28 protein-coding genes are annotated in these 25,478 nt (G+C 62.1%); 5 read left to right on the top strand and 23 right to left on the bottom strand.

Annotation, left to right across the window (positions count from 1 at the left end; translation table 11 throughout):
• Nucleotide 1 precedes the first annotated feature (1 nt).
• The 7 genes from pheS to infC form a co-directional block, all read right to left on the bottom strand.
• A complete protein-coding gene (gene pheS / locus ACR9WD_RS05410) occupies nt 2–1,081 on the bottom strand; it encodes a phenylalanine--tRNA ligase subunit alpha (protein ID WP_128469891.1) in 1,080 nt (359 codons plus the stop codon).
• A gap of 142 nt (nt 1,082–1,223) precedes the next feature.
• Nucleotides 1,224–1,853, bottom strand: a complete 630-nt coding sequence (locus ACR9WD_RS05405; protein WP_121866480.1) for an LppM family (lipo)protein — start codon at nt 1,851–1,853, stop codon at nt 1,224–1,226.
• A gap of 86 nt (nt 1,854–1,939) precedes the next feature.
• The gene (locus ACR9WD_RS05400) at nt 1,940–2,380 is read right to left on the bottom strand and encodes a (deoxy)nucleoside triphosphate pyrophosphohydrolase (protein ID WP_073706803.1); all 441 of its coding nucleotides are present in this window, start codon (nt 2,378–2,380) and stop codon (nt 1,940–1,942) included.
• 25 nt (nt 2,381–2,405) lie between these two features.
• Nucleotides 2,406–3,260: a TrmH family RNA methyltransferase gene (locus tag ACR9WD_RS05395; protein ID WP_434922882.1), complete on the bottom strand. Its 855-nt coding sequence runs from the start codon at nt 3,258–3,260 to the stop codon at nt 2,406–2,408.
• Nucleotides 3,261–3,395: 135 nt separating this feature from the next.
• Nucleotides 3,396–4,043 (bottom strand): 50S ribosomal protein L20, sunset domain variant, encoded by a 648-nt coding sequence (gene rplT, locus ACR9WD_RS05390; protein ID WP_038993693.1) that lies wholly within the window; start codon nt 4,041–4,043, stop codon nt 3,396–3,398.
• A gap of 104 nt (nt 4,044–4,147) precedes the next feature.
• A complete protein-coding gene (rpmI, locus tag ACR9WD_RS05385) occupies nt 4,148–4,342 on the bottom strand; it encodes a 50S ribosomal protein L35 (protein ID WP_013348480.1) in 195 nt (64 codons plus the stop codon).
• Between the two features lie 165 nt (nt 4,343–4,507).
• Entirely contained in the window at nt 4,508–5,158 is a 651-nt protein-coding gene (infC, locus tag ACR9WD_RS05380) for a translation initiation factor IF-3 (RefSeq protein WP_038993694.1), read from the bottom strand.
• A 328-nt stretch (nt 5,159–5,486) separates the two neighbouring features.
• Between infC and ACR9WD_RS05375 the strand changes: the two genes are divergently transcribed.
• Both ACR9WD_RS05375 and ACR9WD_RS05370 read left to right on the top strand, forming a co-directional pair.
• Nucleotides 5,487–5,852 (top strand): DUF1844 domain-containing protein, encoded by a 366-nt coding sequence (locus ACR9WD_RS05375; RefSeq protein WP_038993696.1) that lies wholly within the window; start codon nt 5,487–5,489, stop codon nt 5,850–5,852.
• 96 nt (nt 5,853–5,948) lie between these two features.
• Nucleotides 5,949–6,500: a GNAT family N-acetyltransferase gene (locus ACR9WD_RS05370; protein ID WP_434922881.1), complete on the top strand. Its 552-nt coding sequence runs from the start codon at nt 5,949–5,951 to the stop codon at nt 6,498–6,500.
• On the opposite strand, the gene ACR9WD_RS05365 is transcribed toward ACR9WD_RS05370, so the two are convergent.
• The 8 genes from ACR9WD_RS05365 to ACR9WD_RS05330 all read right to left on the bottom strand — a co-directional run bounded on the left by ACR9WD_RS05365 (nt 6,497) and on the right by ACR9WD_RS05330 (nt 12,716).
• Complete coding sequence (locus ACR9WD_RS05365) at nt 6,497–7,834, bottom strand: MFS transporter (protein ID WP_066139119.1); 1,338 nt, start codon at nt 7,832–7,834, stop codon at nt 6,497–6,499. The two genes, ACR9WD_RS05370 and ACR9WD_RS05365, sit on opposite strands and share 4 nt — an antisense overlap.
• Before the next feature lie 41 nt (nt 7,835–7,875).
• Nucleotides 7,876–8,757, bottom strand: a complete 882-nt coding sequence (locus tag ACR9WD_RS05360) for an SseB family protein (RefSeq protein ID WP_434922880.1) — start codon at nt 8,755–8,757, stop codon at nt 7,876–7,878.
• Nucleotides 8,758–8,977: 220 nt separating this feature from the next.
• Nucleotides 8,978–9,715, bottom strand: a complete 738-nt coding sequence (gene priA / locus ACR9WD_RS05355) for a bifunctional 1-(5-phosphoribosyl)-5-((5-phosphoribosylamino)methylideneamino)imidazole-4-carboxamide isomerase/phosphoribosylanthranilate isomerase PriA (RefSeq protein WP_038993701.1) — start codon at nt 9,713–9,715, stop codon at nt 8,978–8,980.
• A 29-nt stretch (nt 9,716–9,744) separates the two neighbouring features.
• Entirely contained in the window at nt 9,745–9,879 is a 135-nt protein-coding gene (locus ACR9WD_RS05350) for a hypothetical protein (protein WP_279630091.1), read from the bottom strand.
• Nucleotides 9,880–9,896: 17 nt separating this feature from the next.
• Nucleotides 9,897–10,532: an imidazole glycerol phosphate synthase subunit HisH gene (gene hisH, locus ACR9WD_RS05345; RefSeq protein ID WP_038993703.1), complete on the bottom strand. Its 636-nt coding sequence runs from the start codon at nt 10,530–10,532 to the stop codon at nt 9,897–9,899.
• Nucleotides 10,533–11,153, bottom strand: coding sequence for an imidazoleglycerol-phosphate dehydratase HisB (hisB, locus tag ACR9WD_RS05340; RefSeq protein ID WP_013348471.1), 621 nt, complete (start codon nt 11,151–11,153; stop codon nt 10,533–10,535).
• A 22-nt stretch (nt 11,154–11,175) separates the two neighbouring features.
• Entirely contained in the window at nt 11,176–12,282 is a 1,107-nt protein-coding gene (locus ACR9WD_RS05335) for a histidinol-phosphate transaminase (RefSeq protein ID WP_434922879.1), read from the bottom strand.
• An 80-nt stretch (nt 12,283–12,362) separates the two neighbouring features.
• A complete protein-coding gene (locus ACR9WD_RS05330; RefSeq protein WP_434922878.1) occupies nt 12,363–12,716 on the bottom strand; it encodes a LysM peptidoglycan-binding domain-containing protein in 354 nt (117 codons plus the stop codon).
• A gap of 258 nt (nt 12,717–12,974) precedes the next feature.
• On the opposite strand from ACR9WD_RS05330, the gene lexA reads away from it, so the two are divergent.
• Entirely contained in the window at nt 12,975–13,694 is a 720-nt protein-coding gene (gene lexA, locus ACR9WD_RS05325) for a transcriptional repressor LexA (protein WP_073706797.1), read from the top strand.
• A 56-nt stretch (nt 13,695–13,750) separates the two neighbouring features.
• Here lexA and ACR9WD_RS05320 read toward each other — a convergent pair whose 3' ends face one another.
• The 3 genes from ACR9WD_RS05320 to hflX form a co-directional block, all read right to left on the bottom strand.
• A complete protein-coding gene (locus ACR9WD_RS05320) occupies nt 13,751–14,830 on the bottom strand; it encodes a glycoside hydrolase family 76 protein (protein WP_434922877.1) in 1,080 nt (359 codons plus the stop codon).
• 110 nt (nt 14,831–14,940) lie between these two features.
• Nucleotides 14,941–16,938 (bottom strand): ATP-dependent DNA helicase, encoded by a 1,998-nt coding sequence (locus tag ACR9WD_RS05315; RefSeq protein ID WP_128469883.1) that lies wholly within the window; start codon nt 16,936–16,938, stop codon nt 14,941–14,943.
• Nucleotides 16,931–18,592: a GTPase HflX gene (hflX, locus tag ACR9WD_RS05310; RefSeq protein WP_434922876.1), complete on the bottom strand. Its 1,662-nt coding sequence runs from the start codon at nt 18,590–18,592 to the stop codon at nt 16,931–16,933. The genes ACR9WD_RS05315 and hflX overlap by 8 nt, the downstream gene beginning before the upstream one ends.
• A gap of 327 nt (nt 18,593–18,919) precedes the next feature.
• Here hflX and ACR9WD_RS05305 point away from each other — a divergent pair, with 327 nt between their 5' ends.
• A complete protein-coding gene (locus ACR9WD_RS05305; RefSeq protein ID WP_038992599.1) occupies nt 18,920–19,525 on the top strand; it encodes a class I SAM-dependent methyltransferase in 606 nt (201 codons plus the stop codon).
• 70 nt (nt 19,526–19,595) lie between these two features.
• Here the strand turns inward: ACR9WD_RS05305 and dapF are convergent, their stop codons facing one another.
• The 3 genes from dapF to miaB are packed head-to-tail and all read right to left on the bottom strand — an operon-like array spanning nt 19,596 to nt 23,000.
• Entirely contained in the window at nt 19,596–20,531 is a 936-nt protein-coding gene (dapF, locus tag ACR9WD_RS05300; protein WP_073706796.1) for a diaminopimelate epimerase, read from the bottom strand.
• A 32-nt stretch (nt 20,532–20,563) separates the two neighbouring features.
• Complete coding sequence (gene miaA / locus ACR9WD_RS05295) at nt 20,564–21,466, bottom strand: tRNA (adenosine(37)-N6)-dimethylallyltransferase MiaA (protein ID WP_434922875.1); 903 nt, start codon at nt 21,464–21,466, stop codon at nt 20,564–20,566.
• A gap of 4 nt (nt 21,467–21,470) precedes the next feature.
• Complete coding sequence (miaB, locus tag ACR9WD_RS05290) at nt 21,471–23,000, bottom strand: tRNA (N6-isopentenyl adenosine(37)-C2)-methylthiotransferase MiaB (protein ID WP_434922874.1); 1,530 nt, start codon at nt 22,998–23,000, stop codon at nt 21,471–21,473.
• A 172-nt stretch (nt 23,001–23,172) separates the two neighbouring features.
• On the opposite strand from miaB, the gene ACR9WD_RS05285 reads away from it, so the two are divergent.
• Complete coding sequence (locus ACR9WD_RS05285; protein WP_141357544.1) at nt 23,173–23,481, top strand: hypothetical protein; 309 nt, start codon at nt 23,173–23,175, stop codon at nt 23,479–23,481.
• On the opposite strand, the gene ACR9WD_RS05280 is transcribed toward ACR9WD_RS05285, so the two are convergent.
• Both ACR9WD_RS05280 and recA read right to left on the bottom strand, forming a co-directional pair.
• Nucleotides 23,475–24,275, bottom strand: coding sequence for a regulatory protein RecX (locus ACR9WD_RS05280; RefSeq protein WP_434922873.1), 801 nt, complete (start codon nt 24,273–24,275; stop codon nt 23,475–23,477). The two genes, ACR9WD_RS05285 and ACR9WD_RS05280, sit on opposite strands and share 7 nt — an antisense overlap.
• Nucleotides 24,276–24,373: 98 nt before the next feature.
• Nucleotides 24,374–25,426, bottom strand: coding sequence for a recombinase RecA (gene recA, locus ACR9WD_RS05275; protein ID WP_038992608.1), 1,053 nt, complete (start codon nt 25,424–25,426; stop codon nt 24,374–24,376).
• Nucleotides 25,427–25,478: the final 52 nt, after the last annotated feature.

Here is a 25,478-nt window from a genome sequence, read left to right as displayed (position 1 = left end):
CTTAGATCTCCATCCCGAAGTGCTGGCTGAAACGGATGTCGCCCTCGATCATGTCGTGCATGTCGGGGACATCGTTGCGGAACATGAGCGTGCGCTCGATGCCCATGCCGAAGGCGAAGCCGGAGTACTCTTCCGGATCAATGCCTGCGGCGCGCAGCACGTTCGGGTTGATCATGCCGCAGCCGCCCCACTCGATCCAGCGCGGGCCGCCCTTGGCGCCCGGGTGCCAGATGTCCAGCTCGGCCGATGGCTCGGTGAACGGGAAGTAGGCAGGGCGCAGGCGGATCTGCGCTTCGGCGCCGAACATCTGCCGGGCGAAGTGCTCCAGGGTGCCGCGCAGGTCGGCCATGGTCAGGCCCTTGTCCACGGCAAGGCCCTCGAACTGGTGGAAGACCGGGGTGTGGGTGGCGTCCAGCTCATCGGTGCGGAAGGTGCGTCCAGGGCACAGCACGTAGACCGGCACATCACGCTCGAGCATCGAGCGGACCTGCACCGGGGAGGTATGGGTGCGCAGCACCAGGTGCGCGTCGGCAGGCTCCACGAAGAAGGTGTCCTGCATTTCGCGGGCCGGGTGATCCGGCTTGAAATTCAGCGCATCGAAGTTGAACCATTCGGATTCGACTTCCGGGCCCTCGGCGATTTCCCAGCCCATGCCGACGAAGATGTCAGCGACACGGTCCTGCAGCACCGAGAGCGGGTGGCGGGCGCCGACGCGGCGGCGGCGGGCTGCCGCGGTGACGTCCACGGTTTCCTCGATGAGGATGCGGGCGGCTTCGGCTTCTTCCAGCACCACGGTACGGGCGGCCAGCGCCTTGTTGACCCGTCCGCGGGCCCCGCCCACGAGCTTGCCGGCCACGGCCTTTTCGGACTTGTCCAGCTTGCCGATCTGCCGGTTGGCCAGCGACAGCGCCGACTTTTCGCCGGTATGGGCCAAGCGGGCTTCCTTCAGCTCGTTCAGGTCGCCAGCTGCCTCGATGGCTGCCAGGGCGGCGTCGACCGCATGCTGGATGCCTGCTTCATCGGTTGGGTGCGGAACATTTGACTCCCCGACAGGAGCTTGTTCAGTTGTCTGATCAGACATGGGATCGATCGATCCTTACTCTTATCTTGTACTTACGCGTAGAATTCTCTGCTTCCATTCTATGGCTAAGGGCCCGTGATCGTTTCACCGATGACGGGCCCTTGGCGTGAAGCTTCTTACCTTGAAGCGGGGTTGCCGCTTTCTAGTGAGCTTCCTTGGCGGCCTTGGGTGCGAATGCAGCCACGAAGACCAGGCTCAAGACCAGCAGCGCACCGCCGAACACTGCGGAGTAGAACATGGCGTGGTTGACCTTGCCGGTGGCCTCGTAGGCGGCGGCGCCCTGGATCATGTCGAAGGTGACGGTGTGGTGCTCAACGGTACCCGGGGTGTGCGAGGTGACAGCTCCCGGGAAGGTGACGTGCAGGTTAGCTTCGGTGAAGGAGGAATCCACGGCTGCCTTGTCGCCCGGCATCGAGAAGGTGTATTCCTGCCCGTCGTCGCTCAGGTTGATCTCGAAGCCGAAGAGGCTGAATGCGTCGGCCAGCTGGACGTAGGTCATCGGGCTGGTGGTCTCGAAGCGCAGGCCCACGTTCTCGCCATCATCAACGTTGCTGTAGGTCCACTTGTCCCCCAGCTGCTGTTCCATCGCTTCGATGTCGATCTGGCTGTTGAGCACTTCCTCGAAGCTGACGCCGTTGAGCGTCGACTTGTGCAGGGTCAGCTGCATGGCCCCGGCGACCTTGTCCTTGCCCAAGATGTCGACTTCTGCGTTCATGTTGACGCAGCCGGAAAGTGCTAGGACGGCGGCGAAGGCCAGAGCGATAACGCTCATAATTCGCTTCACGAAGTGTGCTCCTCAAAAAATATCGGTGATAGGCAATATGCCAGATGCTGGCGTGGTATCAAGCTTACGGGTGTTCAGCGCTGCGCCCCTGCACGTGCCTGGGCCAGGCATGCCGCAACGATCGGCGCATCGGCTGGAATCCATGGAACGATAGCGCCCAGCGAGTCATCGAGCTGGAGCCAGGCCAGCTGGTCATGCCCGTCCAGGGGTGCTGGTTCGCCCTCGGCGATCTGGGCGAACCACATGCGCATGGCGGCCTTCTCGTTCAGCTGCCAGCCTTGCGGATGCGGGCCCGGGATAGGGGCGCCAAGACGCAGCTGCACCCCGAGTTCTTCGCGCAGCTCGCGGTGCACGGCCTCGATTTCGCTCTCCCCCGGTTCGACCTTTCCGCCGGGAAATTCCCAGAGCCCGGCGAGGGCCGCTGGGCGGTTGCGGCGCGCGGCCAATAGCTTGGTGGGCTTCGCCAGGTCATCGACGATGGCCACGGCGACAATTTGCTTGAGTTCAGTGCTCATGGGTGTTCAGGATGCTCCTCTGCGCCTAGCGCTGGGCGCGGGCCGAGGCGTACAGGCAGACGGTGGATGCGGTCCCCACGTTCAGGGATTCGGCGACACCGTAGAGCGGCACTGCCACGCGGTAGTCGGCGGCGTCCTTCTCATGCTCGTCCAGGCCCTGGCCTTCGTTGCCGAACAGCCACAGGGTGGGCGCTTCGAGCACCGGCTGGCCTTCGGGCGCGTCGATGCCTGGCTGGTGTGCGCGCAGCACGGCGGCATCCTGCAGGGAATCGAGGTTGTGGGCGGCATAGCCGTCGGCTGCCAGGACCTGACTCCCGGTGCTCTTCGCGGCGGCGACCAGGTGGTCGAATTCGATGTTGCTCAGCACCGGCAGGTGGAACAGCGAGCCGGCGGTGGAGCGCACGGCCTTCGGGTTGTAGATGTCCACGCTGCCCTTGGTCAGGATCACCGCATCAGCTCCGGCGGCATCGGCGGCGCGCAGGATGGTGCCGGCGTTGCCCGGATCCTGCACGCGGCAGAGCACGGCGATCAGCTTCGGCTTGGTGTCCAGCACCTCGCTCAGCTGCGGCTGGGACATGGCGACGACCGCGAGGATGCCCTGCGGGGTCTGGGTGTCGGCCATGGCGTGCAGCACCTCGCCGGTGACGATGCGGGTTGGCACCTTCGCCTCGTCGAGCAGCTGCGCGAATTCCTCGTGGCTTTCCAGGAACCCGCCGACGGCGTAGACGCCTTGGACCAGGTTGTCGTCCTCCAGATGGGCCTTGAGCGCTTCGCGAACAGCCTGCGGGCCTTCGGCGAGGTATTCGCCGGTGGCTTCGCGGCCCTTGATCTTGGCCAGCCGCGCGATGGCCTTGACCCGTTCAGCGCGTGGATTGGACATCACTTCTGGAGGAAAACTGCTCATGACTCGAGAATACCGGTAGATACACGCAAAGGACGGGTCCGCGCTATGCGCGGGACCCGCCCTTCGTTGTGATCTATCCTACCTGAGCCTCAGCTCAAAGGGAGAAGAGATTTACTTCATCTGCTGACGGGATTCTCCGCCAGCTGGTTCGAAGCCTGCAGCCTTGGCAGCTTCGATGGAGTTGAACCAGTACTCTGCTTCAGTCTGCTCGTACCAGGTCGAACCTGGAACGTGGTACTTGTTCGAGCCGGCGTTGCCCTTGATGACGAAGCCCTCAGGAGCGTCTTCGCCTTCAACAGCCTTGATTACGCCTTCACCCTCGACAGCCTTGGCAGCAGCCTTTGGAGCCTTCTCAGCCTTAGGGGCAGCAACCTCAGCAGCAGCCTTTGGTGCGTTGACGTCAGCTGGAAGAGCGTCCTTTGCAACCTTCACCAGGGTGGCGAAAGCGTTCGAGTCCGAAACAGCCAGCTCTGCGAGCATGCGGCGGTCAACCTCGATCTGAGCAGCCTTCAGGCCCTGGATCAGGCGGTTGTAGGTCATGCCGTTGGCGCGGGATGCAGCGTTGATGCGCTGGATCCACAGGCGGCGGAAGTCGCCCTTGCGCTTGCGGCGGTCGTTGAAGCTGTAAACGAACGAGTGGAGCAGCTGCTCCTTGGCCTTACGGTACAGGCGCGAACGCTGACCGCGGTAACCCTTTGCGCGTTCCAGAACGACGCGACGCTTCTTGTGGGCGTTTACTGCCCGCTTCACACGTGCCACGTGTGTACTCCTTCAAGTCAGTTCCCCAGTGCCCGCAATGCCGCGGGATGGGTGAAATCTATGGGTGGTGGGGTATTGCTTCCCCGTAGTGCGAAAGGGAGAGCTTAGAGGCCCAGCATCCGCTTGATGGTCTTCACATCGGCCTTGGCGACGATCTGGTCAGAAGCCAGGCGACGGGTAACGCGCGAGGACTTGTGCTCCAGGTAGTGGCGGCGGTTGGCCTGCTGGCGAGCGAGCTTACCGCTGCCGGTGAGCTTGAAGCGCTTCTTGGCGCCACTGTGAGTCTTGAACTTCGGCATAGCTGCCGTTCTCCTTACGTGCTCCACCCGGTAAGGCACCGGGTGGGGATCATCCGAAGCGGGCCCCGATAAAGGTGACCGCTGTTGTTCTCTTGTAGTTGGATCTTCCCGGAGGAAGTTCCTTCACCGTGAACGGTGACGGGCCCGAAAGCCCAACAGGCTTGGCTAGGCGTCGCCTTCAGCTGCCTGACGTGCCTGCTCCAGCTTGGCGCGGGCGTCATCATCCATGGAAGCTGCGACATTCTGGCCCTCGGTCTCAACCGGAGCGTCGGTGCGGATCTTGCGCTTGGCCGAATTGCGGCCACCCGACTTCTGCTGCTGCTCGCGGCGAGCCTCTGCCTTGTTCTTCAGCGGACCAACAACCATGACCATGTTTCGGCCATCGATGCGCGGGCTGGACTCAATGACCCCAACTTCAGCGACGTCTGCTGCAAACTTTTCAAGCAAGCGGATGCCCATTTCTGGACGCTGCTGCTCACGACCACGGAACTGGATCATGGCCTTGACCTTGTCGCCTGCGCCCAGGAAGCGCAGTGCGTGGCCGACCTTGGTCTCGTAGTCGTGGGTGTCGATCTTCAGGCGGAAGCGGACTTCCTTCAAGACCGTGTTGGTCTGGTTCTTACGAGCTTCGCGAGCCTTGACGGCGGCTTCGTACTTGTACTTGCCGAAATCCATCAATTTGCACACTGGAGGCTTGGCGCTGGGTGCCACCTCGACCAAGTCCAGATCGGACTCGAGAGCAAGACGAAGCGCGTCCTCAATGCGGACGATGCCTACCTGCTCACCATTAGGGCCGACGAGACGTACCTCTGGCACGCGAATGCGCTCGTTAATGCGTGGATCGCTGATGTGTCACTCCTGAAATTCGTAATCCATGACCGCAAACAAAGAAGGCCTCCGTCTGCGATTGCAGGCGAAGGCCAGAAAGAACGACATAGCCGAACACGGGAAGTTCCCGCATAAGCGCTTGGGGATCGCATTGCTGTGATCCTGCCGAATTACCCGGAAGCCTGAAACGGCGACAGCGGGTGGGAGTTGGCCTCCACTTGCATGGCTCAATACTAGTACGAATCCCTCATCCAGGGCTAACTGGAGAACTGCGAGAAGTACCGGCATCGAGTCGGTCTGTGACAAGCTTAGCAGTATGACTAACGAAGACACCAACTCGCACCAGCACTCTGTGGACCAGCAGGTGCGCGATATCGCTGAAGTTGCAGCAGTTGAAATCATCACCACTGCCGCTGTCCACCTGATGAGTGCAGCTGCCGTCAAGTGCGGCCTTGCAGAGGGCGAAGATGCCAATGAGCTGAAGGATCTCGATGAGGCCCGCAAGCTGATCACCGCACTGGCAGGCCTAGTCACCGCCGGTGCGCCGGAGATCGGCTCGCAGCACGCAGCGCCTTTGCGCGACGGCCTGCGCAGCCTCCAGCTCGCCTTCCGCGAAGCTTCGATCATCCCCGATGCACCAGGCAAGGGCCCGGGCGAGAAGTTCACCGGACCGGTCAACTAGGTAATATTGGCTGAATTTTAAGAGATTAACATCATGGGCTCGTTTCCTTCGGGAAACGGGCCCATTGTTGTTTGGATCACCGGATAGGTTGGAAGCATGCAGATGCTCGAACAGCCAGTGCTGGACGCCGGTGCCTACCGCCTGCGTCCCTTCCAGCCCAGCGACATCCCTGCCGTGCGGCAGGCGTCCGCCGACCCGTACATTACGCGAATCACCACAGTCCCGGCGCAAGGGACCGAAGCGGACTACGCAGCATTCATCGAACGCCAGCACCGCCGGGTCGCCGAGGGCAGCGGGTACTCATTTGCCATCGCCGACGCTGCGACAAATGCCGCTGCCGGGCAGATCGGCCTCTGGCTGCGCGATGCCCATCAGGGCCGGGCAAGCATCGGATACTGGATCGCCCCGGGGTTCCGGCGCCGGGGCATTGCCAAGCAGGCATTGACGGCGCTGGCGGCCTGGGGCTTGGAGCATCCGGGCATCGAACGGGTGGAGCTCTACGTGGAGCCCTGGAACGAGGGGTCGTGGCGGACTGCCGAAGCCTGCGGCTTCCAGCGCGAAGGGTTGCTGCGCAGCTGGGAACGGGTGGGCTCCGACCGCAAGGACATGTACATGTACTCGCGGCTCAGGCCAGCGCCTCGCGCCTAGGCGATCGTTTCCAGGCGACGGCGGCGGGCACGGCGCACGCGACGGCGGATCTGCTGGGCGATCAGCGCGATCACTACAACCAGCGCGGCCATCGTGCTGATGCCGATGAAGGCCGGGGCCGGACCGAGGTTGTCGACGAAGATGCCGGTGATTGGAGAGCCCAGCGCGGTACCCGCGGTCATCGCCGAACCGTACCAGCCCATGGCTTCGCCGCGGCGCTTTTCGGCCACCAGGTCGGTGAGCCATTCGGAAGCCGCCGACAGCGTTGGCGCGCAGAGGAAGCCGGGCAGGGCGGAGAACAGCGCCAATGACCAGGTATCCCACGCAAAATACATCGGTATGGTCAGCACGGCCATGCTCAGCAGCAGCACCAGCGGAGAGATGACCCGGGTCATCGACCCGTAGATCAGGCCGCCGATCAGCGAGGCGCCGCACCAGAAGAAGAACACCAGCCCAAGCTGGTGGCTTTGCGCCGACGCATCCAGTTCGGCCACAATGGCCACCTCGGTGCCGGTGAGCAACATGCCCGCTCCGGCCGAGGCGATGAAGACCGCCAGGACCGAAGCGCTGACCCAGTTGAAACGGTTCTTGAAGTTGCGTCCGCGCTGCTTGATCCGGGCACGGGCGGATTTCATGCCGGCGGCAATCAGCTCGCCTTCGACTTCGGGCACGCCCATCGGTGCGGCGGCAATGAAGCTAGCTTCCGCGCCCAGGCGTTCTTCGTGCACGTTGGCCCGCGAAGCAATCGCCTTGGGGTCGTCGCTGCGTGTTGGCGGATTCAGGATCATCAGCGCCAAACCGGCCACCGTCGAGGTTACGCCAATTACGCTCAAGCCGATGACGCTGCTGACCTGGGTGGCGACAATGCCGGCACTGGCAGGGCCGACGATGAACACCAGTTCGGTGGCGGTTGCGTCCAGGGCGAAGGCGGTACGGCGCTGCTCACCGGTGGTCATGATGCCCAGGGCGGTACGCACCACGGAGAAGACCGGCAGTGCGAAGAGCCCGCCGATGAAGGCCAAGGGGTAGACCCAAACCAGCGGAACATGGGGCACCGTGCACCAGACGAGGGTTTCGACGATCACCGAGGGGATCATCGCGCGGCGCAGTCCCCAGACATCCACGCGGGCTCCGCGCCAGGGGGCGCCGATGGCGATGCCCAGGGTCATGACTGCCGTGACCAGGCCCGCTGAAACCCAGGATTGGTCGAGGTTGTTCACCAGATGCAGGAGCAGCAGCATGCTCAAGGCAGAGTGCGGCAGGCGGGCAATCATGCCAATCAGCAACAACAGTGAGATCTGCGGCTGGCGCAGGATCTGCCAATAGCTTTTCATGCCCGGAAAGTTCCTTATCTGGTCAAAAGGAGCCCGCCGGTCTAGCTCGGCGCGCTGTGCAAACTGAGTTCGAGGGAATCCACTGCTTCAGCGAATTCGGTGTTCTGGGACAAACGCCCGTGGATTGCGCGAGTTGCCTCGCGTGCGTCGTTCTCGCTCGTTCCAGGAGCAAAGACGAACTGCAGGTTAAGTTCCGGTCCGGAACCTCCGCCAAGGACAATTTGCCCGTCCTTGCTGCGGGAGCCGACTCCCCTGCCCGGGGCAACCTTGACGGTCTGCAACTGGCTGAAGCCTTCGGTTGCATCCTGCACCAGGTTGGCGATCTGCTGATTCTGATAACTCGGAATCCACTCGATCTGCTTAGCCAGGTTCCAGACCCCGGGTCGTCGAAGCACGAAGGTGAAATCGCTTCCGGGATCAAGGACCAGCAGCTGGCATTCCTCGCTGACTGCCGAGAGGGCCGCCCGCGGGGCGTAGACCGCCACCGGCCGAGCTTCCTTGTGCCACGTCTGAAGCCGTTCAACTGTGGTGAAGATCGGCAGGGCCATGCGGCCATCCGGAGCCTTGATCTTCACCAGCGCCATATCGGCTTCCTTATCGGAGGCGAAGCCGTGTTCAGTCATCGCTTCTTCACCGAGCTGGGCGACCACCGCAACGAAAACGCGCGCCTGTGACAAGGATTGATGCACTTCGCCCTCCCCCGCGGTGCCGGCTCGCAAGGCTGCCAAGGCGGCAACGACATTGGCGTCGGCCTTGCCGTCGTCCTTGTCGAAGTTATGCAGGGGGTTGCCTTCGCCGCTCAGGTCGCGGCCTTCCCAATCCTGGCCGGCAGAGTCGGTTTTTGAACCTGCCTGCGCCAGCGCAGCGACAATATGTCCCGGCAGATGGCGTTTGGGTGCAGATTCAGGTTGCTCGGTGCTCATAGCTCCATGCTATCGGTGGTTTCGAGGTTGTTGGCAGGAAGTTCCAAAACTGCATTCATGAGCTTGGACACCCCGAGCGGGGCATTTCAGATTTCATCCCCTGCCGGCTGTGCGCCATCGCTGCCAGGAGAAGGTATTGCAGGAATCTGGCTTCACAAATGGAAAGGCGATTCAGAAGCAGGGAGCTTCTGAATCGCCTTTCGCGGATGGTGCTTGGTGCCTAGCGGCGGCCTGCCACATCGAGCGCTTCTTGCAAGGTGAACTGGCCTGAGTACAGCGCCTTGCCCATGATGGCGCCTTCGATGCCTTCAGGAACCAGCTCACGCAAGACGCGGAGGTCTTCGAGCGAGGAGATGCCGCCCGAGGCGACAATCGGCTTGCTGGTCTTGGCAGCGATTTCGCGCAGCAGTTCAACGTTTGGACCGCGCAGCGTGCCGTCCTTGGTCACGTCGGTGACAACATAGCGGGCGCATCCGGCGTCTTCCAAGCGAGCTAGGACGTCCCATAGGTCGCCGCCGTCCTTGGTCCAGCCGTGGCCGGACAAGGTGGTTCCGCGCACGTCCATGCCCACGGCGATCTTGTCGCCGTGGCGGGCGATGGCCTGCTTCGTCCATTCCGGGTTTTCCAGTGCGGCGGTACCGAGGTTGACGCGGGTAGCGCCGAATTCCAGTGCACGTTCCAGGGAGGCGTCGTCGCGGATGCCGCCGGAGAGCTCGACCTTGATGTTCAGTTCCTTGGCAATGCGCTGGACGATCTCGACATTGCTTCCGCGGTCGAAGGCTGCGTCCAGGTCGACCAGGTGCAGCCATTCGGCCCCGGCGTTCTGCCAGGAAAGCGCAGCTTCCAGCGGGTCGCCGTATCCGGTCTCGGAACCGGCTTCGCCCTGGACCAGGCGCACTGCCTGGCCGCCGGCGATATCTACCGCAGGCAGGAGTTCGAGGATTGGTTGCTCGCTCATGATGTCCTTAGTGAAGAAGTAAAAAGTGGTTAGTAGGTCAGGGCCCAGGCTGCGATCAGGCTCATGCCTGCAAGCACCCAGAGCGCGATGATCCATGAAATATGGGCCTTCTGGTTCTTCAGCGAAATGGCCCCGCCGATCAGGAAGGCCCCGATAACACCCAAGATGAGGCTCCACATGCCTAGAGTGTCCCCAACCAGTTGCGCAGCAGCTGTGCGCCAGCGTCGCCGGACTTCTCCGGGTGGAACTGGACTGCCGAGAGCGGGCCGTTTTCGACGGCGGCCACGAATGGCGTCCCGTGCGTCGACCAGGTCACCTGCGGCGGGGTCATCGCCGGCTGGGTGACGTCGAATTCCCACTTCTGCACAGCGTAGGAGTGCACGAAGTAGAATCGCTCGTCCTCGATGCCTGCGAAAAGCTTGGATCCTTCCGGTGGGCGCACCGTGTTCCAGCCCATGTGCGGAATGACATCCGACTGGAGGCGTTCAACCTTGCCCGGCCATTCGCCGATGCCTTCGGTTTTCACCCCGTGCTCCACGCCTTCTTCAAAGAAGACCTGGTGGCCGACGCAGATCCCCAAGACCGGCAGGCCACCGGCGATGCGGCGGCCGATCCAGCGCAGGGAACCGGTTGCGGTCAACTGCTCCATGACCGAGGCGTAGGCGCCGACTCCCGGGACTACCAGTCCGTCGGCAGCCACGATCTTCTTCGGGTCTGCGGTCAGTTCCACCTCGGCGCCGGCGGCTTCCAAGGCGCGCACGGCGGAACGGACGTTGCCTGAACCGTAGTCCAGGACAACTACTGTTTTCTTCTCCACTTACAGGGCACCCTTCGTGGATGGGATCTTGTCGCCCATGCGCTCATCGCGCTCTACGGCTTCGCGCAAGGCGCGGGCGAAGGACTTGAATTGCGCTTCGACAATGTGGTGCGGGTCGCGGCCCGAGAGCACCTCGATGTGCGCGCAGATCTGTGCGTGGAAGGTGATGGCTTCGAAGACGTGGCGGGTCATCGAGCCGGTGAAGTGCCCGCCGATCAAGTGGTATTCCTGGCCAGCAGGCTCGCCGGAGTGCACGAGGTATGGCCGGCCCGAGACATCGACGACCGAGCGGGACAGCGCCTCGTCCAGCGGAGCGTAGGAGGTGCCGAAGCGGCGGATGCCTGCCTTGTTGCCCAGCGCCACGCGCAGCACTTCGCCGATGGTGATCGCGGTGTCCTCAACGGTGTGGTGGACATCGATGTGGGTATCGCCGGTAGCACGCACGGTGAGGTCGATGAGCGAATGCTTGGAGAGCGCAGTCAGCATGTGGTCATAGAACGGCACCGAGGTGCTGATCTCCGAGACGCCGGTTCCATCGAGATCCAATTCAACGAATACGGACGATTCGCTGGTCACGCGTTCCATGCGGGCGCGACGTGCGCCAATCAATTCGGCAGACATGTCTTCCTTCGCTTGTCTTTGATTACTTCTGCGAGCCGAGCAGTTCGGCAAGTCGTTCCAAGAAGGCTGTGGTTTCTGATTCGGTTCCGGCCGTAACACGCAAGGTCCCCGGAATTCCATTGTCGCGGATGATGATGCCGGCTTCCAACAGGCCTTCCCAAATAGCGTGGGGGTCTTCGACGCCACCGAAGAAGACGAAGTTGGAGTCGGAGACCGATGGCTTCAGGCCCAGTTCCTTCAAGCGCGCGACGATGCGGTCACGTTGGGACTTGATGTCTTCGACCTGCGCCAGCAGCAACTCGATGTTCTTCAAGGCAGCGATCGCCGTTGCCTGGGTCACGGCCGACAGGTGGTATGGCAGCCGCACCAAGCGGATGGCATCGGTGACTTCTGGCGCGGCGGCCAGGTAGCCGACGCGTGCGCCGGCCAGGCCGAATGCCTTGGACATGGTGCGCGAGACGATCAATCGCTGGCGGCCTTCAAGCAGGCTCAGTGCGGACTTGGTGCTGGCCAAGGAGAATTCGGCGTACGCCTCGTCAACGATCACCATGCCGTTGTGCTCGCTCATGGCTTCGTACACGGCCGTGATGACATCAAGGCCAAGGGCGGTGCCGGTGGGGTTGTTCGGCGAGCACAGGAACACGATATTCGGCTTGTGCTCGCGGACCTGCGCGGCTGCAGATTCGGCGGACAGGGTGAAATCCTCGGCGCGTTCACCGGCGATATAGGTGGTATCAGTACCACTGGCCAACAGCGGGTACATGGAGTAGGTGGGGCCGAAGCTCATCACGGTACGGCCTGGACCACCGAAGGCTTGCAGGATCTGCTGCAGGATTTCATTCGAACCGTTCGCGGCCCAGATGTTCTCCTTGGTGAGCGAGTGGCCGAGGTAAGCGGCAAGAAGTTCACGAAGCTCGGTGAACTCGCGGTCGGGATAGCGATTCAGAGTTGCCGCTGCCTTGGCCACTTCCTGGGCAATGGCGTCTACAACTACCGGTGGCAACGGATGGGTGTTCTCGTTGACGTTCAACTGGATCGGCACGTCAATTTGCGGTGCGCCATAAGGGGATAGCCCGCGGAGATTCTCACGCAAGGGCAGCTGACTCAAAAGTTCACTGCGGTCATTCACGCATCAAGTCTACGTGCGCAGCGAGCCCGCCAGTGAATCCGCTACGGCTGCAGGTAACAAACACTGGACAGCGGGGGAAGCTAGCCGGCAATGACCGGAATCGACAAGGTATCTCCAACCTGGATTTCGCTGCCGTCCAAGGCGTTGAGCTCCGCGATGTGGCCAACTGCGGAAGTCACGTCGTAACCGGTGGCATAGTCGCGAGCCAAACTCCAAAGCGTATCCCCGGGGATCACGGTCACATCGATGGTTCCAACCCCAGTAGGATCTTCTGCCGCGGCATGCGCGTCAGAGGCGAACATGGAGAAGAAGAAAGCAGCAGCGATCGTGAGTGCGAAAACGGGCATCCCCACCAGCACAGCCCAACCGCGGCGGTTGATGCGGATTTTCAGCGGCGCTTGGGTTTGATCTGAGTCAAGTGCGACGGTAGCCATGACGTTGTCTCCTCAAGAAATTCAAGTGATGCGAATTTTTATTCGAAAGAACGGATTCGAAAACTTGTTCGAACCTCGTATATCTGTTCTAACAGAGATTTGCGGAACTTGTCCAGAAGTTTTCGAACAAATCTTTGAAAGAAGCTCGCTTATCTACTAAGATTTCGAAGTAGACGAGCAATGAAAACATCTCACCATCTAGCTCCGACAGTTTGGACACGCAAACTTTCGAATGATTGCTAGGGAAGGCAAAATCTCATGTCAGCATCACAACGCACTCCCCGATCGAATGCACGTTCGCTGACGATTCGCCAAAAGAAGATCCTTGAGACGATCCAGCGGTCTATCGGCAAGAACGGTTATCCGCCATCGATGCGTGAGATTGGCGACGCTGTCGGACTCAAGAGTCTTTCGAGCGTGACCCACCAGTTGAGCCAGTTGGAAAAGCTCGGCTATATCCGTCGAGACCCACGCCGTCCGCGCGCGATGGAAATCCTGCTGCCGCTGCAATTGTCCGACGATGCAGAAAAGGCCGAGGTCTCGGAGCCGGTCGAGCCGGCTGCCAGCGAAGACGCCAAGATCATTGAGCTGAGCACTTCTGCTGACACCACCATGGTTCCGCTGGTTGGCCGTATTGCTGCTGGCGGTCCGATCCTGGCAGAACAGTCCGTCGAAGATGTTTTCTCGTTGCCTCGTCAGCTCGTGGGCCACGGGGAACTGTTCATGCTCAAGGTGTCCGGCGATTCAATGGTTGACGCCGCGATTTGCGATGGCGACTGGGTAGTTGTCCGCCGACAGCAGACGGCAGACAACGGCGACATCGTCGCAGCCCTGCTGGACGAGGAAGCGACCGTCAAGACCTTCCGGCAGCGTGATGGGCATACTTGGCTGCTTCCGCAGAACTCGCGCTACGAACCGATTTTGGGTGATGCAGCAAAGATCATGGGACGGGTCGTCTCGGTCATGCGCTCACTCTAGATTTCGTGTGGATATTGCGCTGGTGCTTGGCACCAGCGCAATTTTCGTTTAATCAGCTACTCGCCGGCCTCGAGCTCGATCTGGGCGGCCGCGGCGAAGATCATCCAGCGCTGGACTGCCGCCGAGAGCCGGCGCGGTTCCTGGTCGATCAGATGGCCTGCAGTTGCCGTGACCAGTTGCCTGGCCTGCTCCCTGCTTGGTGCTTCCAAGCGGTGATCTTTCGCGGCGAGGGCCAGATACCGGCACAGGATTCCGGCAAAAAGGTTCCCGTCTCCCCCGCGGTTGAACGCGAGTACTCGGGCCGCGGAAGACAGCGAGTGCGTGGTCGCATCGATCAGCACCTGGGCGTGAGCCAGATCGGCCGGCTCGCCAAGCTCAAGCAACGCGCCTAGCACCGTGCCCTGGTTATAGGTATAGACCGCTGGCTCCATCGTGTGCCCCTGGCTGGTCAACCGCACCCCGTCCAGATACAGCCCACGCTCGGCGCTGAACAGGTTCTTCTCCAGCCATTGGAGGACCTGCCGTGCGGTGTCCTCCTGGCCGGTTCGGCCGAAGAACAGGGCCGCCGGCGCATTGGCCGGCGTATTCTTGAAATCCCGTTTTTTCGACCAGTACAGGCCGCCGCCCAGCACCTCGTCCATGCCAGCTTGAAGCTGTTCTCCCAGCACCCGCATTGCAGTCTGAGCAGCGTGGTTTCCTTCTCCCGTCACGGCCAGCGTGAACTGCGCCAGACGGCCGCTGGCCAAGGCAAGCCACGCCATATCGTCGAAGAAGTAGTTGGGCAGCATCCCGAAGTTGCGAATTCGAATGCCACGCAACAGATGATTGGCCCGGGCCAGCTCGGCACGCGCCGATTCCGCGTCGCCTGCGGCCAGATAGGAGTAGCCGTCATCAATGATGGCATCCAGATAATGCGCCTGCCACCAATAGTTCCACTCCGACAACGGGTGCGCGCAGCCATTGAGATCGCTGAGCAAGCTTCCGTCGCGCAACCGGTGCGCCCTGCTGTAGCTCTGCCCAATCCAGGTTCCGGGCAGCCGCAAGAGGCGCCGTCCGAAACGCTGGTGGGTGTCGATGGCGGCTTGGTGTGCCAATTCCTGCATGGACTCCATGGTGCCTTCCGGTTCACGCGGCATCAGTTCTTGTCACAGACCTTAGTGCATCTCCAACCATCCTGCTGATAGTGCTTAAAGAACTTGAGCTGCCCCAAGTCCGAGGACAGCTCAAGTTCATGCTCTGGCTGCGGCTATTTCCCGTCCGGGTTCAAGCGCTGGAGAACTCCGGTGATGACCTTCTTGTCGACAGTCGGCCACATCGGCGGCAGCGTCGCTTTCAAGAAGCTGCCGTACCGTGCAGTGGCCATGCGCGAATCGAGGATCGCCACCACGCCCTTGTCCCCGACCGAACGGATCAGGCGTCCAGCGCCCTGTGCCAGGCGAATCGCCGCATGGGTGGCGGCCACCTGCATGAAGCCGTTGCCGCCATGCTTGGCCACGTCCTCGGAACGGGCTTTGGAGATCGGATCGTCCGGGCGCGGGAACGGGATCTTGTCGATGATGACCAGCCGGCAGGAATCTCCTGGCACGTCCACGCCCTGCCACAGGGTCATGGTTCCGAACAGGCAGGTGTCGCGTTCGCTGCTGAACTGCTCGACCAGCGACTTCATGCTGCCCTCGCCCTGGCACAGGATCTCCACGTCCAGGCGTTCGCGCAAGATGCTTGCCGCTTCTTCGGCGGAGCGTTTCGAAGTGAACAGAGCCAGTGCACCGCCGCCGGAGGCCTTGATGAGATCCTCGATCTCATCCAGCGTCTCGGCGGCCAGTTGGCGGCCCGGCTTGGGCAGATGCTTGGCTACGTACAGGATGCCCTGCTTCGGGTAATCGAAGGGACTGCCGACGTCCACGCCGGTCCAGGACGGAGCCCCTGCGCCCATCAGACCCAGGGAGCCTGCGACCGAATCGAACTGCGAGCCGATAGCCAAGGTAGCGCTGGTCAAGACGACCGTGCGCCCGTCGAACAGCCCTTCGCGCAGCTTGCCAGCAACGGACAACGGGGCAACGTTCAACGTGGCTGGCTGGGTCTCGTCAGCTTCGACGTAGCCCCGGCCTTCGACAAACTCCCGCGGACGGGTGGTGTACAGCACCTCGCGGCGCTCTTCGGATTCGAGCATGCGAATCGCATCGTCCATCACCGCCTGCAGCTGGGAGCGGGCGGTCTGTCGTCCGCCGTCAGCCGGTGCATTGGCTTCGGGCTTGGACAGCGCCAACGCCAGCCGGGCCTGTTCCACGATGTCGTTCAGGGCGATGCCCATGTCTTCGCGCAGGCCATGTTCCAGCAGCCCCGTGGGCACACCGGTCAACGACTTCTCCAGGCGGTTCGCCGCCTTGACCATCTCATCCACGTTGACGCCGCAATGGCGTTTGGCACCGCCAGCCGCGGTGAGCACCATGCGTGCGGAGAGCGCCCCGGACACCGAGCTGGTCACGCGGTCTTGCAGTTCGTGGGCCTCATCGATGATTGCGACTTCGAAGTCCGGGAGGACCGAAAGCCCCTCGAAGGCCGATACCGCCAGCAGGGCGTGGTTGGTAATGACCACGTCCGCTTCCGCGGCACGGGCACGAGCCATCTCCGAGAAGCATTCATCAGCCATCGGGCACTTCTGCGACCCCAAGCACTCCATGGCCGAGACCGAGACCTGCTTCCACGCCTTGTCGCTGACCCCGGGCACCAGCTCATCGCGGTCACCGGTCTCAGTCTCTTCAGCCCATTCGCGCAGCTTCATGACCTCGCTGGCCAACGGCGAATAGGTGGTGCCGGCAGGAGCTGCCGGCTCATCCATCGAGAAAAGCGTGCCTTCGTCATCCGGGTACCCGCCGCCGAGCTTGTACTGGCACAGGTAGTTCGAGCGTCCCTTGAGCAGGGCCACATCCATCGGGCGCGAGAGCTTGCCCTTGAGCGATTCGAGCAACCGCGGCACGTCACGGCCGACAATCTGCGATTGCAGCGCCAAGGTCGCGGTGGAGACGATCACCGGCTTGGCGCTGGTCTGCGCGTGGGCCAATGCCGGAATCAGGTAGCCCATCGACTTGCCGGTGCCGGTGCCTGCCTGCACCAGCAAGTGCTTTTCATCTTCCAGCGCGCTGACCACATGCTTGACCATTTCCTGTTGGCCGGTGCGCATGGCACCGCCCATGGAAGTGACCGCGGCCTCCAGGAGCCCCAGGGCCTGCTCTTGCTTATCCATGAAGGTTGAAGGTCTCCAACTCTGCAGCTAGGGAATCGCGCACCTTGACGATCATCCGGGTGCCCTCCTCCAGGTGTTCGCTTTCCAAGATCTCTGATTCGCTCTGGTGCAGCTTGGCGATCAAATCCCCGCGGTTGTAGGGAATGAGCACCTCAAGCTGGATGCCGGGGCGTGGAATCGATGAGCTGATCTTTTCGAGCAGCTCCTGGATGCCTTCACCGGTGTGCGCGGAGACGACCACGGTGTTGGATTCCCGGTTGCGGATGCGTTCGACGACGAACGGGTCAGCCACATCGGCCTTGTTGACCACGATGATCTCTGGAATGTTCAACGCGTCGACTTCGCCGAGCACGGTGCGCACGGCCTGGATCTGCCCTTCGGGATCAGGGTGGGACCCGTCAACGACGTGCAGGATGAGATCCGAATCGGCGATTTCCTCCAGCGTGGATCGGAAGGCTTCCACCAGCTGGGTCGGGAGGTTGGATACGAAGCCGACGGTATCGGCCAGCGTGTAGGTCAACCCGTCCTCGGTCGCCGACTGGCGGACGGTTGGGTCCAGGGTAGCGAACAGCGCGTTCTCCACCAGCACCCCGGCGTTGGTCAAGCGGTTGAGCAGCGAGGATTTGCCGGCGTTGGTGTAGCCGGCAATGGCCACGGCTGGAACCGCATTGCGCTTGCGGTTGGCACGCTTGGCTTCACGCGCAGGCTTCATGGCCTTGATCTCGCGGCGCAGCTTCGCCATGCGGTCGCGAATGCGGCGGCGGTCCATCTCGATCTTGGTTTCACCCGGTCCACGCGAACCGATGCCGCCACCGGCGGCACCTACGCGGCCACCGGCCTGGCGGGACATCGATTCGCCCCAGCCGCGAAGACGCGGCAGCAGGTATTCGAGCTGGGCCAGTTCAACCTGGGCCTTGCCCTCGCGCGATTGGGCATGCTGCGCAAAGATGTCCAGGATCAGGCTGGTGCGGTCGATGACCTTGACCTTGACGATGTCTTCCAGGGCGCGGCGCTGCGATGGCGCCAGCTCTGCATCGACAATCACGGTATCGGCACCCGTTGACGCAACGATTCCGCGCAGCTCTTCGGCCTTGCCCGAGCCGAGGAAGGTCGAAGGGTCCGGCTTGCTGCGGCGCTGCACCAGGCCATCGAGGACTTCGGAACCTGCGGTCTCCGCCAAGGCGGCGAGCTCGCGCAGAGAGTTCTCGGCGTCGGCGACGGTACCATCGCTCCAGATGCCCGCCAGCACGACGCGTTCCAGGCGCAGCTGGCGGTATTCAACCTCGGTGACGTCTTCCAGTTCCGTGGACAGGCCTGCGACGCGACGCAGCGCGCGGCGATCCTCCAGATCTTCCTGGTCCCCGTCGAAATTGCTGAGGCCTGAGGAAAAACGGTTCAGTGCAGTAGCCTGGCCAGCGAAAATGGAATTCTCTTCTTCGCCGAAGTGCTGAACCTGCGGGCTCTGCGCATCATCGGCTGCGAGAATTCGATCGATGGCGGCCTGGATCTGGGCATCATCCATCGATGCCGAATCGTGCTCGTGTGACTCGGAGTTAGTCATGGTCTCCTTAGAAGTACTTCGCTTTCCAGAATAGTGCGGGTGGACCCCACTTTGCGACGTGGCGCGTTCAGATTCGGTTGGTTCATCAAACATTCGTGGTCCTTTGCAAGGAGTAAAGGTCTATGGGCAGACAGGTGAATGCATGGTTACCGGTAAGCAAAGGCGTATGCGGGGTTCTGGAAAGAAGAACTGCCAGGTAGAGGGAAATGACTTTGCCGTCTGCTGATTCAGCCCGGTGGGCGCGCAAGAACTGCGCGGCCAGCTCGTGGAACCGCGGGTAACCAAGAGGGCTACGTATTAGACGAAAATGAAAGTCATAGGGAAAACTCTATCAGTGATATCTGCTCACGCCCATATCGCCTTGCTCACGTTGCCGACGCTGATCTTTGGGGTATCCGTACTGGGCGATAAGCTTTGCCTATGACCTCGGATCACTACTTCACCGCCAGCCCGGCCTCGGCAGATGAACGGCGCACCATCGAAGTCGAGCTCAACGGCTCGTTGCGCAAGGTGCAGACGGCCTCAGGAATCTTCTCCCCCGCCGGTCTGGACAAGGGAACGGCGGTGCTGTTGCAGTACGTGCCAACCCCTCGCGGACGCATTCTGGATATCGGGTGCGGCTGGGGACCCATCACCCTGGCCGCCGCCGAGCAGTCCCCGCAGTCCGAGGTCTACGGCGTGGATGTCAATGAGCGTTCCATCGACCTGGCCCGCTTGAACGCCGCGGCGCTCGGCTTGTCCAACGTAGTTGTCGGCACCCCTGAGTCCGTGGATCCGAGCCTGCAATTCGACACCATCTGGTCGAACCCGCCCATTCGCATCGGCAAGGATGCCCTGCATGAATTGCTGATGCTGTGGTTGCCGCGGTTGGCCCCGGGTGGCGAGGCATGGATGGTGGTGCAGAAGAACCTAGGCAGCGATTCGCTGCAGAAGTGGCTGGTTGAGCAGCTTCCCTCGGATTGGAAGATCACCCGTGAAGCGACCGCCAAGGCCTTCCGCGTGCTGAAGGTAGCGCGTCCGGCCTGATTGCCAAAAGCAAAATCGCAGAATAGCTCGCGAAGCTATTCTGCGATTTTTGCTACGGAGCCGATCAGGTCTACTCCGAACCGATGATCCCGCGGGCAACCAGGTCTGCCGGGCCGCTGAGGATCGTATCTTCGCCGCCCTCTGCATTGCCACGGAATTCAACGCCGACGACTCCGCCGGGCACCTTGACAGCCCACTGGTTGATCAGCGCGGTGCTGCGTGCCCAGTAGCGTACGGCTGCCGCGGCCGCACACGCACCGGTACCGCATGAGAGCGTCTCGCCGACCCCGCGTTCATGGACGCGCATCTGGACCTGGGCAACCCCGTCCTCTTCGATCAGCGGCTCGGAAGGAACCACGAATTCCACGTTGGTGCCGTTGGCAGGGACGGGAGAAACCTCTGGGGCTTGGAACAGGTCCAGTTCTTCAAGCATCTGGACGTCTGGCAAGGCAACTACGGTGTGCGGGTTGCCCATGGTGATGCTCAAGGCCGGCAGCGCCTGCTCCCAGCCTCTGGGCTTGACCATGGAGTCCACCGATTTTTCCGCGGCTTCCTGCTCGAAGATCAATCCCCAGGGGCCGAGGTTCACCGCGTAGCCATCAGCGAGTCGGGTAATTTCCTTGACGCCGGCACGGCTGCCGATCTGGAAACTTTGCCCGACCTGGAGGCTCACGAGCCCCTCGGCAATCAGGTAGTGAGCGAAGGCGCGTACGCCGTTGCCGCACATCTCGGCGATGGAGCCGTCATTGTTCCGGTAATCCATGAACCAGTAGGCCTTGGGATGCTCCAGGAACTGCCCTTCGTATCCGGGAACCTTGGAGGTGGGCACGGCACGGATCAGCCCGTCACCGCCAACGCCGAAGCGGCGGTGGCACAGGGCCGCCACCTGTTCGGCGTTGAGATCCAGCTGCGCTTCCGGGTCGGCAATCAGCACGAAGTCGTTGCCGGTGGCATGGCCCTTGGCGAAACGTTGTCCAGCCAGCTGACCTAATTCGGTGCGGTACATCAATGCTCCTAGAGTTTCCGTTCGTACGTTGGCTAGCCGATGATCTTCAGTGTTTTTTCCAGCAGCCCAGGTTCCAGCGGGTTCAGCCAGTTGACCCGCTCATCTGCATTGAACCAGGTGATTTGGCGTCGCGCGAACTTGCGGGTGGCAATGACCGTCTGGTCAATGGCTTCGTCCCGGGTGATCCGCCCGTCGAGGAAGTCGATATACTGCTGGTAGCCGATGGCGCGAGAGGCGGTCTTGCCGTCGCGCAATCCCTGGCCGAGCAGTCCCTCGACTTCCGCGGCCAATCCCATGGCATCCATCTTGTGCACTCGGGTTTCCAAGGCCTCATGCAATGCCTGGCGGTCGTAGTTCAAGCCGATCTGGATTGCCGGAGCGGCATACTCGCGTTGCGGCATGAAGGAGCTGAAGGCCCGACCGGAAATCTCGTGGACTTCAAGGGCGCGGATCGCGCGGCGCAAGTCAAGATTGCGTGCTGCGGATACCGGGTCGACCTCGGCCAGCCGGCGGCGCAGCGATCCGTCTCCTTGAGCCTCGACCTCGGCCTCCAGCCGTTTCCTGACGTCTGGATCTGTCGGCGGGAAATCGATGACATCAAGGGCCGCCCGCACATACAGTCCCGAGCCTCCGACCATCACCGGAACCTTGCCGCGGGCACGGATTTGGGCGAAGTGGTCGCGGGCTTCGGCTTGGAAGGCGGCAACGGATGCTTCCTCGGTGATGCCCATGGTGTCGAGCAGGTGATGCTCGATGCCGCCACGCTCATTCACCGGCAGCTTCGCGGTGCCGATGTCCATGCCGCGGTAGAACTGCAGGGCATCGGAATTGACGATTTCCCCGCCCAGTTCCTGCGCCACGGCGATGGCCAAGTCCGACTTGCCGCTACCTGTGGGACCGACGATCGCAATCACCGGCAGGTTCGAAGTGGCCATATGGCTAGCTGCGCACTTTCAACGTCGGCATGCCCAAGCTCGTGCGGCCCTTGGATCCGCTCCCCGCCGGCGCTGGAACCCCGCAGCTTTCGGCCTGCGCCCGGTCCCACGCATCCCCGGCGCGCGAACGACGCAGGGAGTACTGGTCCACGGTGGGATCCGAGATCAGGTGGAATGCCGCCACTTCGGTGATCGGCAGGGTTACCAGGTCGCCAGGGCGCGGGGCCTGGGCACCTTCAGGTACCGAGAAGTGCACCAGGCGCTGGTCCTGCGAGCGTCCGGAGAGACGGTGGGTCTCTTCGGCCTTGCGTCCGGACTGTTCGGTGGCCATGACTTCCACGGTACGGCCCAGCTGCTTCGCGTTCTCCTCCTTGGAAATGCGGTCCTGCAACGCCGTCAAGCGCTCATAGCGTTCCTGCACCACTGCCTTGGGAAGCTGCTCGTCCAGGTCGGCTGCCGGGGTGCCCGGACGCTTGGAGTACTGGAAGGTGAAGGCCGAGGAGAACCGCGACGCTTCAACCACGTCGAGGGTGGCCTGGAAGTCTTCTTCGGTTTCACCCGGGAAGCCGACAATGATGTCGGTGGTGATTGCCGCATGCGGGATGCGTTCGCGGACCTTGTCCAGGATCCCGAGGAATTTCTTGGACCGGTAGGAGCGGCGCATGTCCTTGAGCACCTTGTCCGAGCCGGACTGCAGCGGCATGTGCAGCTGCGGCATCACGTTAGGTGTTTCCGCCATGGCATCGATGACGTCATCGGTGAAGGCCGCCGGGTGCGGGCTGGTGAAGCGCACGCGTTCCAGCCCTTCGATTTCACCGCAAGCGCGCAGCAGCTTGCCGAAGGCCAGGCGGTCTCCGAATTCCACGCCGTAGGAGTTCACATTTTGGCCCAGCAGGGTCACTTCGATGGCGCCGTCGTCTACGAGGGCCTGGATTTCGGCGAGGATCTCGCCCGGGCGGCGGTCCCGCTCCTTGCCGCGCAGGGAAGGGACGATGCAGAAGGTGCAGGTGTTATTGCACCCTACGGAGATGGAGACCCAGCCGGCGTACACGGATTCGCGTCGGGTAGGCAATGTGGAGGGGAAGACATCCAGGGATTCAAGGATCTCCAGTTGCGCCTTTTGGTTGTGGCGCGAGCGGGCCAGCAGCGTGGGCAGCGAGCCGATGTTGTGCGTGCCGAAAACCACGTCGACCCATGGGGCCTTCTTGATGATGGTGTCGCGGTCCTTCTGAGCAAGGCAGCCGCCGACGGCAATTTGCATATTGGGGCGTTCAGCCTTCAGGTTCTTGAGCATGCCCAGGTGCCCGTACAGCTTGTTGTCTGCGTTCTCACGCACTGCGCAGGTGTTGAAGACAACAACGTCGGCGACTTCTTCGGCCAGCTCTTCCGGCTTGCGGCTCAGCCCTGCATCTTCCATCAGGCCAGAGAGGCGCTCGGAGTCGTGGACGTTCATTTGGCAGCCGAAGGTACGTACCTCATAGGTACGGGGTAGTTCTTCGCTGCCGATGTTGCTCAAGGTATGTTGCTCAGTCACCCTTAAAGATTACCGAAGATCGGGTGCCGCTGAAATGTAGGCGAGCCTCCGCTGAACTCCTGGTTGCCTTCACGGTTACGGCCTAGTGGCCGTCGGTGCGCGCCTTCGGGTGGAAGGCCAGGAAAAGGAATAGGCTTTTCGATAGCTGATTCGGCGTATGAAAGGGCAATCCGTGGAAAACCATTCGCCAGGCAAGCACCAGAAAACCGGCAAGTACCGACCGTTGCGGTTGTCGCGCGGCATGAAGATCTTCCACTGGTGGATGGCAGGATTATCCGCGCTTTTCCTTCTCGCCATCCCGATCGCTATTGGCATCATCCCGCCCATTGATGGACAAACCGACAGCCTGCTGTTCAATATCGGTGTCGGCTCGATGCTTGCCGGGGTCCTGGTCTTGAGCCTCTGGGCCTACCAGGGCATTGACGATTGGCTTGAGCGCCGGAGAAACGCACCAGGGCGGCATCCGAAACGACATCAGTAGCGATTGCCGAAGCGCTCTTCCCATTCCTCGCGGGCGACCTTGAACGCCATGCCGCCGTTGTAGCCTTTGCGGCCCAGCATCCCCACGAGCCGGCGCAGGGCTTTGTCCCGATCGGCGCCCATGGATTCGGGACGCAGCTTCGCGCGCACCAGTTCACGGGCTCGCTGCTCCTCCGCTTCGTCATCGATTTGCTCCAGCGCTTCAGCGGCCAGCTCGTCGTCCACCCCCTTGGTGCGCAGCTCGCGCTTGATCGCACCGCGGGCTAATCCACGCGAGCGAGCGCGGGCAACGACCCAGGACTTCGCAAAGCGTTCATCATCCACGAGGTTGATCTCGGCATAGCGGTCGATGACCTCATCGGCAATGTCTTCCGGGCATTCATTCTCAAGGAGCTTGTCCTTGAGCTGCTTGGCGGTCTTGTCGCTGGCCGTGAGCTGGCGCAGCAAAATTCCGCGCGCCTTTTCCCGCCACTGGTCGTCGCTGAGCTCTTCAGGCTCCCCCGCTTGGCGGGCAGCTTTTCGCGCTTCGCGCGCTTCGCGGCGTTCCTGCTTCGACGGTTTGGCCGGCGCGGGCGCAGCCACAATCTGCTCCATGGCCGCGCGCAGCTCTTCGATGCTGCCCGGTTTCGCCGGCTGCTCGGAGAAGCTGGCAATGGTTCGCGAGGTGCTGCCGGCCGGCATTGCAGACGCCGCAGCGCGCTGGGATGCCCACTGAGCCGCCCGGTCCCGCTTGGCTGATTCCCCAGCCGCTTGGGCTTCCAATTCTTCCGGGCTGGGCCTGGCCCAGTCCGGCATGTCTTCGAGGTCGCCCTGGAACTCTTTGGAAACGGACGTAGCGTCCGACCCCGAATTCTTTCCGGGTCGGACGCTACGTCGTTGGAAGCCTGAGGCCACTACTGATCGCCCTCGACGACTCGCAGTTCTGTCTCGTCTTCTTCAACTTCTTCCATTGGCAGGACGCCGAGCTTCTGCAGGATCTGGCGTTCGAGCTCGTTGGCCAGATCCGGGTTGTCGCGCAGGAAGCGGCGGGCGTTTTCCTTGCCCTGGCCCAGCTGGTCTCCGTCATAGGTGAACCAGGCACCGGACTTCTTGACCAGGTTGTGCTCGACGCCCATGTCGATGAGCGAGCCTTCCTTGGAGATGCCGTGGCCGTACAGGATGTCGAACTCGGCCTGTTTGAAAGGAGGAGCCATCTTGTTCTTGACGATCTTGCAGCGGGTACGGTTGCCGACCGCGTTGGTGCCCTCTTTCAGGGTCTCGATGCGGCGGATATCGATGCGCACCGAAGCGTAGAACTTCAGCGCCTTGCCACCTGTGGTGGTTTCCGGGCTGCCGAAGAAGACACCGATCTTCTCACGCAGCTGGTTGATGAAGATTGCGGTGGTCTTCGAGGCCGAGAGGCGGCCGGTGATCTTGCGCAATGCCTGGGACATCAGTCGAGCCTGCAGGCCGACGTGGCTGTCGCCCATCTCGCCTTCGATTTCGGCGCGGGGAACCAGTGCCGCCACGGAGTCGATGACGATGATATCCAGTGCACCGGAGCCCACGAGCATATCCATGATTTCCAGTGCCTGCTCGCCGGTATCCGGCTGGGAGACCAGCAGCGCATCGGTGTCGACGCCCAACTTCTTGGCGTATTCCGGATCCAGCGCGTGCTCGGCATCGATGAATGCCGCGACGCCGCCGGCCTTCTGTGCGCTGGCGACTGCGTGCAGGGCAACCGTGGTCTTGCCCGAAGATTCCGGACCATAGATCTCCACCACGCGGCCGCGTGGCAATCCGCCAATGCCAAGGGCGGCATCCAGGGCAACCGAGCCGGTAGGGATTACTTCAATGGGTGCGCGGGTTTCGTCGCCCAGGCGCATGACCGAGCCTTTGCCATAGGCCTTGTCAATTTGGCCCAGGACAGCCTCTAGCGCCTTTTCCCGATCATTTTTTGCTGCCATGGTTCACCTTTGCTCTTGCAAGCCTGCTACGTACTTGCTCATGATTTTTGTC

It is taken from the genome of Glutamicibacter sp. PAEs-4 (genome assembly GCF_051161755.1).
Lineage (GTDB): Bacteria > Actinomycetota > Actinomycetes > Actinomycetales > Micrococcaceae > Glutamicibacter > Glutamicibacter nicotianae.
The sequence above is the reverse complement of the archived record's forward strand: the minus strand, read 5'-3'. Positions and strand labels throughout refer to the sequence as shown.